Consider the following 14,060-nt stretch of genomic DNA (forward strand, 5'->3'; position numbering starts at 1 on the left):
GGCGCTTGGCGCCTTCGGTGGCGCCTACTCGCCATACCCGTGGCGCGCCAAAGCCTTTCTCGACTGCTCTGCGCGCTCGTCGCGATGCGTTCCGTCGAGTTGGCGCTCGAGTTCATCACGCGCCTGATTTTGTATGTTGCTACTTCGTCTTGTGCCAGGTGATGGCGTATCGCCATAGCGGGAGCCGGCGCCACGTCATGCCGGGGAGCACCGTCGCGGCGGTCTGTTTGACCTCGGTGTAGGTGTGCGGGAACTGCATCTGGACGGGGGCGTTGTGCTGCCAGAAGCCGCGGGTGCGGGAGTAGATCTGGTGCTGTACGACCCCTACGGCATCGAAGGCGTAGTCAGGCAGGGTCGAGCTGCGGGCGCAGCCGATCACGACCAGGGTGCCGCCGGGGGCGGTGAGGTCCGCGAGGCGCTGCAGGCCAGCCGTCAGATCGGGGAAGTGATGGACGGTCGCGACGGCAGCCACAAGGTCGTAGTGCGCCTCGGGCAGGGCATGGGTGAGCACGTCGCCGACGATCCAGGTGATAGTGGCCGAGGTGCTGGATCGAGCGAGGTTGATGATGTCGGCGTCGGAGTCTATGGCGGTGACTTCGGGAATCTTCTCGGCGAGCCGAATTGCCAGCAGGCCGTCGCCGGTGCCGACGTCCAGAGCGGTGCGCGCGCTTGGTGGCACGGTGTCGAGAACGATGTCGTAGTAGTGGGTGTTGTGGTTCCACCGGTGTTGTTCGTTGCTCACCTGACCACTGTGGCACCCAGAAACCGGCACAGGTCGCGCTGTGAAGCCTCCTGAAGGCGTCTGCGCTACGGTGTGGAGCTTTCTGTGGTGGTGTCGCCGCTGCGGGCGCGGGTCTGAGCCAGCCCCGCGGCCGCGATGTGCTGGGCGGTCTGGACTTGGTGCTGCGCTGGTTCTTGTCCGATGTCCGTCCGAAGTTCCCGGACTCGCCAGTGCTCTTCGCCGACGAGTCCGGCGGCGCACTGCATCGTGGGACTATCCGCAACCGGTTGCAGTATCTGATGCAGTTGGAGGGCCGCCCCGGTGACCGACCGGTTCAGCCCACACGCGCTGCGGCGGGCGTGCGCGACCCACAACTGTGAGCGTGGAGTGGATCCCGTTGCCATTCATCCGGCCGCCTTCGACCCGGTGTCACCCCCGACGAATTCCTCAGCCACGCAGCTCTTTTCGGCCACTTTCCGTACAGCCGCGCGCAACGCTTTGGCTATGGCGCTGAGGGACTGTGCGGCTGAAGCCGACATATGCGGTCAGGCTTTCACGGTTTTGCTGCTGCATTCTGGCACCCGTCGCAACAGGATTACGTTGTCTGTCATTGTGCCGGTCTGGCCCTTAGGTCCTACCGCCGACCGCGAAACGGATTCAGCCCGCAGCCGCTCCCACGTGTTGGGGTTGAGGGCCAGTGAGGCCAGCACCTCGTCAACGCTGGGAAAGCGGTGTTCGTGGGTTGGTGTCGGCGCCCAGGAGGGCGCGGCGCCATGGTCCACGATGAGCAACAGTCCTCCCGCGACGACCGCTTCCGCGGCGCGGCGTAGTACGTGCTCACGGTCAAGCCGCACGGGCGATTGGAGATACAGTGCTGTCACTAAGTCGAAGCTGCCGTCAGGGAAGCTGTCGGACAGATCGTGCTGCTGAAAATCGATGCGCCGCTCCACGCCCTGGTAAATCGCGTCGGTGGCGGCTCGTTCCAGCGCGGTATGCGAGACATCGACGGCAACGACACGCCAGCCTCGATGGGCGAGCCATATGGCGTCGGCGCCTTCTCCACAGCCGAGGTCGAGCGCATGGCCAGGCCGTAGCGGTTCGACCACTTCGACCAACCAAGGGTTGACCCGTCCGCTCCAGACGCGGTCCCGCGCGCCATAGTGCTGCTCCCAAAATTCTTTCGCATCAAGGGTTGTCATGATGACTCCACTCCGGGCATGGGCAGCCCGACATCGTCGGCCAACAGGCTTTGCACCACCACGGCACCCGCCAGCGATCCGGATGCGACCGCGGCGGCCACCTGGGGCACCTGGGCGGTAAGGTCGCCCGCGGCAAAGACACCTGGTACCGAAGTGCGGCACAGAGCATCGACGCTGATTCGCTGCGCGGTGAGCGGCGTCGGTTCGCCGAACTCGACACCGAGTTGCTCTGCCAGCGACGACCGTTGGTGCAACGTTACGGCCACCATCAATCCGCGACGTTTCAGCGGCTGGCCATTGGCAAATAGGATCGCGACCAATTGCCCGTCGGCACTGAGGATTTCGGTCACTTGCCGCTCGTCGACGCCAACACCAGCGGCGGCCAGCCGCGCAAGATCGTCGTCTTCCAGATCGGCTGGCCCGTCACTCAGGAGGATGATGTCATCGCTCCATCCGCGCAGCAGTAACGACGCGTGGACAGCCTGCTTGCCACGCGCCAGTACAGCCAACGGCTGATCGCGCACTTCCCATCCGTGGCAGTACGGGCAGTGAAAAACCGACGCACCCCACAGCGGCGCTAGCCCCCGGATGGACGGCGGCCGGTATTCCATTCCGGTGGCCAGCAACACGCGTCGGGTCCGCTCGCGCCGGCCGTCGGCCAACATCAGCTCGAAGACATCACCGGTGCGTGCGCCGGCGACGACCTCACCGGTGCGGTGTTCGACGCATGGATATGACGCGATTTCGCGCACGCCGGCGGCGTAGAACTCAGCTGGTGACCGGCCGTCATTGCCAAGCAGACCACCGATGCCGTGCGCGGCCAAATTGCTTTGTTCGCCAGCGTCGACTACCAGCGTGCGGCGACGGGCCCGGCCAAGCACCAGGCCCGCGCTGAGTCCGGCCGCACCGCCGCCGACGATGACGCAATCCCAAACGTTGTCCATGACCCGAGCTTGCCTGTGTCACTATCTCTTGCCAAACTCTTTTGCTATGCAGGCAAAGAACGCAACTGACGTCGACGCCCTGGTTAGAAAACGGCTGCGTGAACTTCGCGTCCAGCAGGGCATGACCTTAGAAGACGTCTCCGCCCGCGCCAACATCGACATCTCGACGTTGAGTCGGCTGGAATCGGGCAAGCGACGCCTCGCGCTGGACCATCTACCCAGGCTGGCCGAGGCACTGTCGGTCAGCACCGATGAGCTGCTGCGTGAACCCGAGGTCCCCGATCCACGAGTGCGCGCGAGCTCGCATACGCGCCATGGCATCACCTACTGGCCGTTGACCCGCAGCGGTGCTGCCGGCGGTCTACAGGTGTTCAAAGTTCGCGTAAGCATGCGGAGGCGCAAACCACCCGAACAATTACCCGTGCATCAAGGCCAGGAATGGATTTTCGTGCTAACCGGACGGCTGCGACTGATCCTCGGCGAACGTGACTTCAACATCACACCCGGCGAGGCCGTCGAATTCAGCACATGGACGCCGCACTGGTTCGGCGCCATCGACGGACCAGTCGAGGCCCTGATGATCTTCGGAGCGCATGGCGAGCGGCTCCATCTACACAGTTGACTGATTGGTGCGCTTCCGCACCGTTGAAATGGCGGCTTACCCAACCCCGCGTCAGTGACACACTTCAGCGGTGTTTGCAGTGGTACCCATGCGCCCGTTCGACGTTAGGGTGGGAGCATGTCGGCCACCGACGGGCAAGGGACGGTGACTCGGTCGACGGCGCAGTTTCAACCGCTCTACCTACTGGCTGACAGCCAGCTGTTGTTTTGGAAGAGGCACGATCGATTGCTCCTCGAGGCAGCCGTCGAGGGCCTGACCGGGGACACACCAGTAAGCGCCGCGTATATCGGTGCCTCCAACGGGGATCGCCTCGAGTTCTACGAGATCTTCGAGGCGGCGATGGACGCAATCGGAGTCAGCGAGCGCCGCATGATTCATTCATCGTTCGGCCCAGACGACCGCGCCTACTTGGAGAGGGCGCACCTGGTGGTGCTCGCGGGCGGCGATGTGCGCGTGGGTTGGAACATCTTCGAGAGAACCGGCATGAAAGACGTGATTGTCAGTCGATACTCGAAAGAGGCTGTGCTCGTAGGTATTTCGGCCGGGGCAATCCAACTCGGACGCTACGGGATAGTTGGGGACACGAAATCGGGCACGACTGAGCTGATGGAAATGCTCAAGCTCGTGCCGCTGATCATCGACACGCACGACGAGCGAGACGATTGGGCGCGACTGTCGCGCGCGGTTCGATCGTTGGAGGGGGTGGTCACCGGGCTGGGAATTCCCGCCGGAGGCGGAGTCGTCGTCCACCCAGACAACACCATCGAGCCGCTGCGCCAACCAGCCCACGAAATCCGCTTCGACGGCACCACCGTCACGCAGTCGTTGTTGTGGCCGCACGAAGACGAATGATTGGTGGAAAGCCATGTCGGTTCGGCTGATGAGTCACGACCTGGTACGAGACACTCGCGGCACGCGAAGTGGTCCCAACCGTAGACCACTTGAGGAGGCCGGGAAGTGGCGACAATGAGCCGTAAGCGTGCGATTCGGCACACCGCGGCGCTTCTCGTGATCGCCATGCCTGCACTGGTCGGCTGCTCGGACGGCGACACCGCCACACCGTCTGCCTTGAACACGAAAGGCACCAGAGCGACCACGTCGGTGGCTGCGCCGGCGCCGGCCGCCGACCGTGTGCCGATGATGTCGTCGGAGCCCGCGCAGATAGCGGATGATCTTGTGGCCGACGAGCAGGTGCTTCGCAATCCCTCTTCGCCCGAGACCACGATGACGGCTGCAGCGCGCCGGCAGCAAGTGGCCTACCGGCTTCTCGGCCGTCATCCCGAGTGGGATGCATTGGTGCACAGTAGGATTCCGGACGCGCTTCGGGAGAGCTACGACCGCAACGTCGACGCGCGAAGGCAACTCAGTGCGATGAGCCAGCCGAAAGACACGCTGCCCGCATGGCGCATCGACCCGCCGACCCCGGCCGATGAGCTGCTCGGCTACTACCGCGACGCGCAGAGAGCCACGGGCGTGGGCTGGAACTACCTGGCGGCCATCCACCTGATCGAGACGGCCTTCGGTCGAGTGGCCGGAATCAGCACCGCCGGTGCGCAAGGTCCCATGCAGTTCATGCCATCGACGTTCGCCGTCTATGGCGATGGCGGCGACATCCTCTCGCCGCATGACAGCATCATCGCGGCCGGGCGCTTCCTCGCCGCTCACGGTTTCGCTGACGACCGGGATGCGGCGCTGTACCGATACAACAACTCGCATCAGTATGTGCGCGCGGTCGACGATTACGCAGAGGTGCTAGCAGCCGACCCGAGCACGTTCGCTGGCTATCACCACTGGGACGTCTACTACAACACCAGCGCCGGCGACGTGCTACTGCCCGCTGGTTATTCGGCGACCTCACCGATCCCTGTCGGGGAGTACTTGACGGCGCACACGGAACGTTCTCTGCGAGAAGGTGTCAACGCTCAGCCGAAATAGCTATTTGGTGTGCCGGGGGCCTCGGCTCGACCGGCGGATGCCGCGCCGAACGTGACCCCAGTGCGACGACACGCCGACGACGGGGTCCGTCAGTTCACGTTCGCGGAAGCACTTCACGTGAGATTTGGCCGCTGAGCTAGCGCGATCGCACGTCGCAGCCGCGTATAGCGGCGTTCTGCAATTCGGGTCGTGGGGCGGGCGGGGCTCGAACCCGCGACCAACGGATTATGAGTCCGCGGCTCTAACCAACTGAGCTACCGCCCCGGTGATCCGGCACCATCGTAGGCACGGGCTCACGCGAACTGCGTCCGGCCGTCTCCCAGTATTCGATACTGCTCTGTGCCTTCTGCTACCCGCGGCGCATCGGCCGCCATCGCAACGGCGATCTTATTGCTGGCGTTGCGCATAACGTCGAACGTCAGCTCTACCGCCTCAGCCTCCGAGAAATGCTCGAGCACCCCTTGAGCGACAGATTGCCGGATATTCCACGGCGACCAGATCAGCGCGTCGACATACCGAAGCGCGGCCTTCTGCGCGTCACTCAACCGGGTGGAGGCCTCGTAATGCTCGATGTCGCCATACAGGTCCTCCGATCCGCCGGCTTCCAACGCCGTCGCCTCCCGCAGCGAGTTGCACAGCCGGCAACGGTGCGCCGCGGCGCCGCGCAAGCGCACAACTTCCGACGTCACCGGATCGAGCGCAGTCAGCCGTGCTACCGCCGGTAAGAAACGGTTGAACACTGCGTCAGCCGGATCCGCCGCAGCGTCCCAAGCAAGAATGGGCTGCGCATCGTCAACGCCCAGCGACCGCCGGCCCGCCAGTACCCGAGGCGCGAAGTCCGCGACATACATCAACACCACTGCACCAAAAACGTTGCGCCCCAGCCGCGTTGTCAGTTCCTCCCGCTGCGCGTCGCTTATCTGCGACACGTCGACGCTGAATTGCTCCGCGAAGTCGACCACCGCCCCATCCGAACCCGCCGGCACCGGCGAAGGCAGCGGCGGCAGTCGCAACACCGACGCGCACGTCTGCCGAACCAAGGCGTTGATCGGCCCGAGAGGCCCGTCCGGCGCCAGCGCAATCAACCGCCCGAACTCTGCCATCACAGAGCAGACGCTACGCCGACAGCACAAGCCCCGGAGCTCTACTGCGCCTGGCTCACGCTGGACATGTAGAAGTCGGGAATCAGCAACGGCGGCATGGCCGCGCGGGTGACGTAGTCGCCCCACTCGCGCGGCAGCGTCAACTCCGTCGCCCCGACCGCGGTGGCCCGTCCCAACAGATCAAGCGGGCTTTCGTTGAACCTGAAGTTGTTCACCGCTGCGGACACCTTGCCGTCCTCGACCAGATACACGCCGTCGCGAGTCAGCCCGGTCATCAGCAGCAGAGTCGGGTCCACCATCCGGATGTACCAAATGGTCGTCAACAGCAGCGCCCGTTCCGTTTGCGCGACCATGTCGGACAGTGAGACGTCGCCGCCCGTCATCACCAAGTTGTCCGCGGGCACCGCCACGGGTGCGTCGAACTCCTGGGCAGCCGCCCTCGGATAGGCCAGCGCATTGATCACGCCGTCGCGCAGCCAGTCGACGCGTTCGATGTCGAGCCCATTGTCGAAGACCGAGACCGTTTCCGACGACGTGGACGTCGCGACGAACGGCCGGCACTGCAGACGTTCCACCGACGGATCCGAGTACATGGTCAGCGGCAACTGGGTCAACCGCTCCCCCACGCGCGTCCCACCGCCAGGCGCCGAAAACGCGGTACGCCCCTCCTGCGCACCGCGGCCTTCCATCGCCCAGCCCATGAAGATCATGAAGTCGGCGACCGCCGACGGCGGCAGCAATGTCGGATACCGGCCGGCCGGCAGCGAAACCGTGCGCCGCGACCATCCCAGCCGGGTGGATAAATCCTCGAGCAGCTGGTCTGTCGGCACGTTGAGGAAATCCGGCGTGCTCACTCCAGCCCACGCGCTCCCTCCGTCGCGTTTGGCGTTGATTTCCACTGAACCCGTCGGCTGCGTAAAGCGTCGACGCACACCCGTCGACGTCGCGAGAAAGGTCGTCGCCACCTCGTGGCGGGCGAACCCGTACAGCGTGTCGGGGCCGCGGAAACCGCGTGACAGCGACGCCGCCAGCGCTCCGAAGACCTCCGGCCCGGTCGCCGGCACAGCCAGATCCCAGTCGCCCGGGGCGTTCGACCCGGTGACCAGCGGCGCATTGTCGCGTGCCTCCGGTGCAGACCGCGCGATGTCTTCGCTCGCCGCCACCACATCCCGGATCACCTCCGGGTCGACCTCGCTGGTTTCGACGGATCCCACGTGCGCCCTGTCGAAGTCACGCACGATCGAAATCACCGCCAGCGAGCGGGCGGTCGAGACGCCGTTGGTGGTCATCGAGCTGTTCGCCCACCGCAGCGACGCCTCCGAGCGGTCTGTGACGATCACGATCGTCTCGTCGGCCTTCGCGGCGGCCAGCGCCTCGTCGACCACCTTCTGCGCGGCGATCAATGCCCGGCCTCGGTCATCGTGTTGAGCACTCGCACCCCACGGAACAGCGTCGCGGGGCAGCCGTGGCTGACTGCGGCCACCTGGCCAGGCTGCGCCTTGCCGCAGTTGAACGCACCGCCCAGCTGCCACGTCGACTCGCCGCCGACCGCCTCCAGCGACCCCCAAAAGTCTGTGGTGGTGGCTTGATAAGCGACGTCGCGGACCTGCCCCGCCAGCTTGCCATTGCGGATCGCCCAGAACCTCTGGCCGGTGAACTGAAAGTTGTAGCGCTGCATGTCAATTGACCATGACTTGTCGCCGACGATGTAGAGGCCGTCCTCCACCCGGGAGATCAAATCCTCGGTGGACAGATCCTCCGGCCCAGGCTGCAGCGACACGTTGGCCATGCGCTGGATCGGCACATGATGCGGCGAGTCGGCATAGCTGCAGCCGTTGGATCGTTTCTGTCCCAGCCGCGGCGCGAACACTCGGTCGAGTTGGTAGCCGACGAACACCCCGTCACGCACCAAGTCCCAGTTCTGCGCGGCCACGCCCTCATCGTCGTATCCGACCGTTGCCAAGCCGTGGTCGACGCAACGGTCGGCGGTCACATTCATCACCGCCGATCCGTAGCGCAGCGTGCCCAGCTTGTCTGGTGTGGCGAACGACGTGCCGGCGTAGGCGGCCTCGTATCCGATCGCGCGGTCGTATTCGGTGGCGTGGCCGATGGATTCGTGAATGGTCAGCCACAAGTTGGTCGGGTCGATCACCAAATCCGTCGGACCGGGCGCGACGCTGGGCGCCTTCACTTTCTCCGCCAGCAGCGGCGGAATCTCGGCCAGTTCCTGCGACCAATTCCAGATCGAGTCGTCGACGACGGCCTCCCAGCCGCGCGCGGTGGGCGGGGCTAACGTGCGCATGGAGTCGAAGCTGCCGGCGGCCGCATCGACGGCCACCGCCTCCAGCACCGGCATCACGCGCAGCCGCTGCTGGGTGATCGACGACCCGTACACGTCGGCGTAAAAGGTCTGCTCCTTGACGCCGATGAACCCGGCATACACGTGATCGACACCGTCGGCGGAGATCAGCCGGTCCGAATACTCCCTGAGCACCCCGATTTTGTCGTTCGTCGGCATCGCAAACGGGTCCACTTCATACGACGACACCCACTCGACGTCGCGGTAGACGGGTTCGTCGGCGAGCCGGACGGTTTCGGCGTTGAGCGCCCGCAGCGTGCGGGCCACCTGCACCGCGCGGCGTGCCGTCTCGGCAGCCACCTCGGGCGCAAGTTCAGCATGCGAGGCGAATCCCCAGGTGCCGTCGACGATCACCCGGACCGCCAACCCGATTTCACGCTTGGTCACCGAGGTCTCCAACCGCGCGTCACGCAGATGGATCGTCTCGGTGGTGAGCCGATGGATGCGCAGGTCGGCATGGCTGGCGCCCGCCTCGGTGGCCGCGCTCAACGCGGCATCTGCCAGTTCGTGACGGGGCAAGACCAGAAAGTCGTCGTCGATCCCCCCGCTGGCTGACACGGCTATACCGTAACGGGTTCGCCGGCGCTCACATACGGAAGGCCAAGATCTGCGTGACCTGCCGTGGGTTGAAGTTGTTGTCCGACACCAGCACAAGCGATCGGTGCCCGTCGGGCAGATCCGGCCCCAGCGTGATGCCTTCGATGTTGTCGAGCGGCGGCACACCTGCCGTGGCCGACAGGTCGGCCATCAGGGTCTTGGTCATCGGTTTGGAGACACCGGGCAGCGACGGGCGATCGAGCACGTTGTCTGCGCCTCCCACTTCCGCGCGATAGACCCGCGCCACGTTCGAGTTGCCGTGGGAACGCTCGACCGTCAGAAAAGTGTCCTCGTCGAGGGCGACGAGCGCGGTCAAACCCGTGGGATCTCCCGACTGCGCAGCAATCGGATCGAGCGGATACGCGTACTGCGCGACGGCCTGGCGGGTGGTGACGTCGAACTCGGTGATCCGGGTCAGCGCCCCTGCAGTCTCAGTGGGTGGCTCGCCGTCGTTGCGGCCGGGATGCTCCATCGCCGCCCACACTCGTGTTCCACTGGGAGTGACGGTCAGGCCTTCCAGGCCGGCGTTGAACCGCGGTTGCACGGTCGGCGGCACCGCGAACTTCCCGCGGTTGGTTCCGTCGAGCCCGGCAACCCAGATCGACGGCTCGTCCTCGTTTGACCAGAACAGCTGCTGATGCTGGCGGTCGAACGCGATGTCCTCCGCATCGGCTCGCCCCGGCACGCCCTGCAGGCCGACGACATCGACCAACGTCGCGTCAATACCGTTGCCGCTGAATGTTATTCGCACTGTATAGAACCGGGCGTGGGACTTGTCGTCGCTGATGGCGTAGTACAGCTGGCGGTCAGGGTCGTAGCTGATGCCCGACAGCCCACCGACGGTTGTGTCGTGAAACTGCAAACCCGTCCTGAACGTCGCGCCGCCCACGAACCCGAGCAGCGCGGGACGGTCGTGGACTTCTAGTGGCGCCGCCGCACACGCCGCCGCCACGAAAGCGAGGGCGATAATCGTCGGGCGCAGCATCGCTGCCAGGCTAATATCTGCCATGCCTCGTCGGCGCCTTCGCACTACCGCGCTGCCGTACGCGCTGCTGGCGCCCAGCCTGTTCGGGGTCGCGGTGTTCTTGCTGCTGCCCATGTTCGTGGTGGCGTGGTTGAGTTTTCAGCGCTGGGATCTGCTCGGACCAATCCGCTTTGTCGGACTGGACAATTGGCGCTCGGTGCTCACCGACGGGACGTTCGGCAACTCGTTAGCGGTGACCGCGGCCTTCGTCGCCTTGGTGGTGCCGGTCCAAAGCGTACTCGGACTGTTCGCGGCGTCGCTGCTTGCTCGCGGCCTGCCGGGCACCGCGTTCTTCCGCACGGTGTATGTGGTGCCGTGGATCTGCGCACCGATCGCGATTGCCGTGCTGTGGCGCTGGCTGTTGGCGCCCACCGACGGGGCCGTCAATACCCTGCTGGGCCGGCGGGTGGAGTGGCTCACCGATCCTGGGCTGGCACTTCCGGTGGTGTCGGCGGTGACGGTGTGGACCAACGTCGGCTATCTCACGCTGTTCTTTCTCGCTGGCATCCTGGCCATTCCCGAGCAGATTCACCACGCGGCCCGGCTTGACGGCGCCAACGCATGGCAGCGCTTCTGGAGAATCACCCTTCCTCTGCTGCGGCCGACACTTTTCTTCGTGGTGGTGACCGGAATCATCAGCGCGGCACAGGTTTTCGACACTGTCTACGCACTCACCGGCGGTGGCCCTCAGAACCGCACCGACCTCGTCGCGCACCGAATCTACGTCGAGGCCTTCGGTGCCGCAGCTGTCGGCAGAGCCGCGGTGATGGCGCTGCTGCTGTTCGTGATTCTGGTCGGTGCGACGGTCGCGCAGCACTTTTATTTCCGACGGCGGATCAGCTATGACCTCGCGTAGCCGCGACGCCGCCGTCTACGTGTTCCTGGCCGTCGGTGCGGTGATCACGTTGGTCCCGTTCGTCCTCGCGCTACTGACCGCCTTCACGCCGCCGCATCAGTTTGCAACGGGCACGCCGCTGGGCCTGCCACGACCGCCCACGCTGGCGAACTACACCGCTCTGGGCGACGCCGGATTCGGCCGCGCGACAGTAGTCACGGCGTTGATGACCGCCGTTGTCGCCTTGAGCCAATTGACCTTCTCGGTGCTGGCGGCTTACGCCTTCGCCAGACTCCCGTTTCGCGGTCGTGATGTCCTGTTCTGGATATATTTGGCCACACTGATGGTGCCGCCGACGGTGACAATCGTGCCGCTGTATTTGATGATGGCCCAGGCCGGCTTGCGCAACACATTCTGGGCGTTGGTACTGCCCTTCATGTTTGGTTCGCCGTACGCGATCTTCCTTCTGCGCGAGTACTTCCGGACGATCCCGGCCGATCTGATCAACGCAGCCCGCCTCGACGGTGCCACCACACTCGATGTCCTGGTGCATGTCGTGGTTCCGGCAAGCAAGCCGATCCTCGCCACACTGACGCTGATTACGGTTGTCTCGCAATGGAATAGCTTCATGTGGCCGCTAGTGATCACCAGCGGACCGACGTGGCGGGTGCTGACCGTGGCCACCGCCGGATTGCAGACACAGTACAACGCGCAGTGGACCCTGGTAATGGCCGCGACCACCCTGGCGATTGTTCCGCTGATCGTGGCGTTCGTGGCAGTCCAGCGCCACATCGTCCGCTCGATCATCGTCACGGGCCTGAAGTGATTGTGGGCGTTAAGTTTTCGACGGCGGTCGCGCTGACGATGGTGGCCGTGATGGCAGCGCTTCTGGGTGTCGCACTGATCATCGGTCGCAACGACCAGCCGGCCGGACACACCGTGGTCACGGTGCGACTGTGGGATCAGCAGGTGGCGCAAGCGTATCGCCGCTCGTTCGACGAGTTCACCCGCCGCCACCCCGGCATCGAAGTCCGGCTCGACGTCGTGGCGTTTGCCACCTACTTCGACACATTGCGCACTGACATAGCGGGTGGCGGCGCCGACGACATCTTCTGGATCAACAACGCCTACTTCGCGCCGTACGCCGACAGCGGCCGGCTCGTGCCGATCACCGACTCGACCACCAAATGGGAACCATCGGTGGTCGAGCAGTTCACTCGCCGCGGCACGCTATGGGGCGTTCCGCAGCTGACCGACGCCGGAACCGCGTTGTACTACAACGCTGACCTGCTCGCCGCGGCCGGCGTCGACCCCGCCGCGCTGGACACCTTGCGGTGGAGTCCCGACGACACCGACGACACGCTGCGCCCGATGCTGCGGCGGCTTACCGTCGGCGCCCGCCAATGGGCGTACAACGCCGCCAACGACCTTCAGGGCATCTACCTCAACTACATCGGCTCGGCGGGTGGGGTGTTCTCGGTCGAAGACCGATTCGCGTTCGACAACCCCCAGGCCGCTGACGCCTTCCGCTACCTGGTGCGGCTGATCAACGTCGACAAGGTCGCCCCGCCGGCCTCCGACACCAACGACAACGGCGACTTTTCACGCAACATGTTCTTGCAGGGCCGCATGGCACTGTTCCAGTCCGGTACCTACAACCTCGCCCAGATCGCAGCCAATGCGCCGTTCCGTTGGGGAGTCGCAATGATGCCTGCGGGGCCGGTCGGCAGGGTGAGCGTCACCAATGGGATTGCGGCAGCGGGTAATGCGGCATCACCACATTCGGACGCCGTGGGCGCGGTACTGGCGTGGATGGGCAGCGCCGACGGCAACGCCTATCTCGGCGATACCGGTGCTGCGGTCCCGGCGGTGCTGACCGCACAGCACACCTACTTCGAGCACTGGGCCGCCGAAGGTGTCGACGTCGCACCGTTCTTCGACGTGCTGCGCGGACGGCGCATCCTTGCACCCGGCGGCGCGGGCTTTGCGGCCGGATTCGAGGCTCTCAAACCGTATTTCGACGAGATGTTTTTGGGACGGCTCGATGTCGACAGGGCGCTTGCACAGGCTCAAGCAGCAGCCAACGCCGCGGCCGACCGTTAGTAGCGCTTAGCCGAGAGCGGCGTGATCGATGCGATCACGTCAAAGTCTGCGTCACGGTGGACGAGCTGTGCCTCATGCCGGATTGCAACCGCCGCGACCAGACAATCATTGGGGCTGCGAACGGGCCGGCCTGCGTGACGCGCGGCCCGACAGATGGACGCAGCCGCTCGATAATCCACCGAGGGCTCCACCCTCAGCGAGGCTAGGCCATTGACCAGTCGTTCAAGCTGCTCGGCATTCGCGTCGGTGGCTCCGGCCAAGATCTCCATCGCCACCGGCTCGCACATCGCGACATCCCGTGCGCGCCGGGCCAGCAAATTCCGGACGTGAGCGCAGCATCCGAACCAGTCGCGCGAAAATACTCGATCCACGCTGACGTATCGATGAGGATCACGAAAGGTGTGCCGGCGGCTCGCTTCTCATATCAGCGAGGTCGCCTTCCCATCCGACGCCTTCCAAGCCGAGAAGGAACTCCTTCGTCAGCGGAATGCCGACCAGACGGCGCAACGCAAGATCGACGGCTTCCCGCTTGGTCGTCACCCCGAAGCGCCGCATCACTTCTTCAACCAAAGTGTCGTCGAGCTCGATATTTGTCCGCGACATACACCAATATCACAC

General features: G+C 64.9%; 16 protein-coding genes and 1 tRNA gene. 7 read left to right on the top strand and 10 right to left on the bottom strand.

The features are described from left to right. Window positions 1-139: 139 nt before the first annotated feature. On the bottom strand, window positions 140-742 hold the full coding sequence (locus AC5Y4C_RS14155; protein WP_499963842.1) for a class I SAM-dependent methyltransferase: 603 nt from the start codon (window positions 740-742) through the stop codon (window positions 140-142). Between the two features lie 137 nt (window positions 743-879). Between AC5Y4C_RS14155 and AC5Y4C_RS14160 the strand changes: the two genes are divergently transcribed. Beyond that, window positions 880-1,101, top strand: coding sequence for a hypothetical protein (locus AC5Y4C_RS14160; protein ID WP_499948492.1), 222 nt, complete (start codon window positions 880-882; stop codon window positions 1,099-1,101). A gap of 165 nt (window positions 1,102-1,266) precedes the next feature. On the opposite strand, the gene AC5Y4C_RS14165 is transcribed toward AC5Y4C_RS14160, so the two are convergent. Further along, complete coding sequence (locus AC5Y4C_RS14165; protein ID WP_499948494.1) at window positions 1,267-1,920, bottom strand: class I SAM-dependent methyltransferase; 654 nt, start codon at window positions 1,918-1,920, stop codon at window positions 1,267-1,269. Further along, window positions 1,917-2,864, bottom strand: coding sequence for an NAD(P)/FAD-dependent oxidoreductase (locus AC5Y4C_RS14170; RefSeq protein WP_499963840.1), 948 nt, complete (start codon window positions 2,862-2,864; stop codon window positions 1,917-1,919). Before AC5Y4C_RS14170 ends, AC5Y4C_RS14165 begins: the two co-directional genes overlap by 4 nt. A gap of 46 nt (window positions 2,865-2,910) precedes the next feature. Between AC5Y4C_RS14170 and AC5Y4C_RS14175 the strand changes: the two genes are divergently transcribed. The 3 genes from AC5Y4C_RS14175 (at window position 2,911) to AC5Y4C_RS14185 (ending at window position 5,421) form a co-directional block, all read left to right on the top strand. Next, on the top strand, window positions 2,911-3,486 hold the full coding sequence (locus AC5Y4C_RS14175) for a helix-turn-helix domain-containing protein (RefSeq protein WP_499948744.1): 576 nt from the start codon (window positions 2,911-2,913) through the stop codon (window positions 3,484-3,486). Between the two features lie 117 nt (window positions 3,487-3,603). Further along, window positions 3,604-4,338, top strand: coding sequence for a Type 1 glutamine amidotransferase-like domain-containing protein (locus tag AC5Y4C_RS14180; protein ID WP_499963838.1), 735 nt, complete (start codon window positions 3,604-3,606; stop codon window positions 4,336-4,338). Window positions 4,339-4,452: 114 nt separating this feature from the next. Then, window positions 4,453-5,421: a lytic transglycosylase domain-containing protein gene (locus AC5Y4C_RS14185; protein ID WP_499948499.1), complete on the top strand. Its 969-nt coding sequence runs from the start codon at window positions 4,453-4,455 to the stop codon at window positions 5,419-5,421. Between the two features lie 190 nt (window positions 5,422-5,611). On the opposite strand, the gene AC5Y4C_RS14190 is transcribed toward AC5Y4C_RS14185, so the two are convergent. From AC5Y4C_RS14190 to AC5Y4C_RS14210, 5 genes are all read right to left on the bottom strand, one after another. Beyond that, window positions 5,612-5,685 (bottom strand) — tRNA-Ile (locus AC5Y4C_RS14190). A 29-nt stretch (window positions 5,686-5,714) separates the two neighbouring features. Then, window positions 5,715-6,524, bottom strand: coding sequence for a carboxymuconolactone decarboxylase family protein (locus tag AC5Y4C_RS14195; RefSeq protein WP_499963836.1), 810 nt, complete (start codon window positions 6,522-6,524; stop codon window positions 5,715-5,717). A gap of 41 nt (window positions 6,525-6,565) precedes the next feature. Beyond that, window positions 6,566-7,927 carry a metallopeptidase TldD-related protein gene (locus tag AC5Y4C_RS14200; protein WP_499963834.1) on the bottom strand — a complete coding sequence of 454 codons (1,362 nt, stop codon included), beginning with the start codon at window positions 7,925-7,927 and terminating at the stop codon, window positions 6,566-6,568. Beyond that, the gene (locus AC5Y4C_RS14205; RefSeq protein ID WP_499963832.1) at window positions 7,924-9,441 is read right to left on the bottom strand and encodes a TldD/PmbA family protein; all 1,518 of its coding nucleotides are present in this window, start codon (window positions 9,439-9,441) and stop codon (window positions 7,924-7,926) included. The genes AC5Y4C_RS14200 and AC5Y4C_RS14205 overlap by 4 nt, the downstream gene beginning before the upstream one ends. A gap of 28 nt (window positions 9,442-9,469) precedes the next feature. Continuing rightward, entirely contained in the window at window positions 9,470-10,489 is a 1,020-nt protein-coding gene (locus AC5Y4C_RS14210) for an esterase-like activity of phytase family protein (protein ID WP_499963830.1), read from the bottom strand. Between AC5Y4C_RS14210 and AC5Y4C_RS14215 the strand changes: the two genes are divergently transcribed. Genes AC5Y4C_RS14215 through AC5Y4C_RS14225 form a run of 3 tightly spaced genes read left to right on the top strand, consistent with a single transcriptional unit; the run spans window position 10,488 to window position 13,442 of the window. Continuing rightward, a complete protein-coding gene (locus AC5Y4C_RS14215) occupies window positions 10,488-11,360 on the top strand; it encodes a carbohydrate ABC transporter permease (RefSeq protein ID WP_499911092.1) in 873 nt (290 codons plus the stop codon). The genes AC5Y4C_RS14210 and AC5Y4C_RS14215 overlap by 2 nt on opposite strands. Next, a complete protein-coding gene (locus AC5Y4C_RS14220) occupies window positions 11,347-12,165 on the top strand; it encodes a carbohydrate ABC transporter permease (RefSeq protein ID WP_499963828.1) in 819 nt (272 codons plus the stop codon). The genes AC5Y4C_RS14215 and AC5Y4C_RS14220 overlap by 14 nt, the downstream gene beginning before the upstream one ends. Before the next feature lie 38 nt (window positions 12,166-12,203). Further along, window positions 12,204-13,442 (top strand): ABC transporter substrate-binding protein, encoded by a 1,239-nt coding sequence (locus AC5Y4C_RS14225; protein ID WP_499963859.1) that lies wholly within the window; start codon window positions 12,204-12,206, stop codon window positions 13,440-13,442. Here AC5Y4C_RS14225 and vapC read toward each other — a convergent pair. Beyond that, complete coding sequence (gene vapC / locus AC5Y4C_RS14230) at window positions 13,439-13,729, bottom strand: type II toxin-antitoxin system VapC family toxin (RefSeq protein ID WP_499911100.1); 291 nt, start codon at window positions 13,727-13,729, stop codon at window positions 13,439-13,441. The two genes, AC5Y4C_RS14225 and vapC, sit on opposite strands and share 4 nt — an antisense overlap. 103 nt (window positions 13,730-13,832) lie before the next feature. Further along, the gene (locus tag AC5Y4C_RS14235; protein ID WP_499911102.1) at window positions 13,833-14,045 is read right to left on the bottom strand and encodes a type II toxin-antitoxin system VapB family antitoxin; all 213 of its coding nucleotides are present in this window, start codon (window positions 14,043-14,045) and stop codon (window positions 13,833-13,835) included. Window positions 14,046-14,060 lie beyond the last annotated feature (15 nt).

Source organism: Mycobacterium sp. NGS35, assembly GCF_059812855.1.

Excerpts from the sequence above, each read along its gene's own strand:
- AC5Y4C_RS14180 (WP_499963838.1), top strand. The coding sequence starts at position 3,604 with ATGTCGGCCACCGACGGGCAAGGGACGGTGACTCGGTCGACGGCGCAG.
- AC5Y4C_RS14235 (WP_499911102.1), bottom strand. The coding sequence starts at position 14,045 with ATGTCGCGGACAAATATCGAGCTCGACGACACTTTGGTTGAAGAAGTG.
- AC5Y4C_RS14195 (WP_499963836.1), bottom strand. The coding sequence starts at position 6,524 with ATGGCAGAGTTCGGGCGGTTGATTGCGCTGGCGCCGGACGGGCCTCTC.
- AC5Y4C_RS14170 (WP_499963840.1), bottom strand. The coding sequence starts at position 2,864 with ATGGACAACGTTTGGGATTGCGTCATCGTCGGCGGCGGTGCGGCCGGA.
- vapC (WP_499911100.1), bottom strand. The coding sequence starts at position 13,729 with ATGTGCGAGCCGGTGGCGATGGAGATCTTGGCCGGAGCCACCGACGCG.
- AC5Y4C_RS14215 (WP_499911092.1), top strand. The coding sequence starts at position 10,488 with ATGCCTCGTCGGCGCCTTCGCACTACCGCGCTGCCGTACGCGCTGCTG.
- AC5Y4C_RS14220 (WP_499963828.1), top strand. The coding sequence starts at position 11,347 with ATGACCTCGCGTAGCCGCGACGCCGCCGTCTACGTGTTCCTGGCCGTC.
- AC5Y4C_RS14165 (WP_499948494.1), bottom strand. The coding sequence starts at position 1,920 with ATGACAACCCTTGATGCGAAAGAATTTTGGGAGCAGCACTATGGCGCG.
- AC5Y4C_RS14175 (WP_499948744.1), top strand. The coding sequence starts at position 2,911 with ATGCAGGCAAAGAACGCAACTGACGTCGACGCCCTGGTTAGAAAACGG.
- AC5Y4C_RS14210 (WP_499963830.1), bottom strand. The coding sequence starts at position 10,489 with ATGGCAGATATTAGCCTGGCAGCGATGCTGCGCCCGACGATTATCGCC.
- AC5Y4C_RS14225 (WP_499963859.1), top strand. The coding sequence starts at position 12,204 with ATGGTGGCCGTGATGGCAGCGCTTCTGGGTGTCGCACTGATCATCGGT.
- AC5Y4C_RS14185 (WP_499948499.1), top strand. The coding sequence starts at position 4,453 with ATGAGCCGTAAGCGTGCGATTCGGCACACCGCGGCGCTTCTCGTGATC.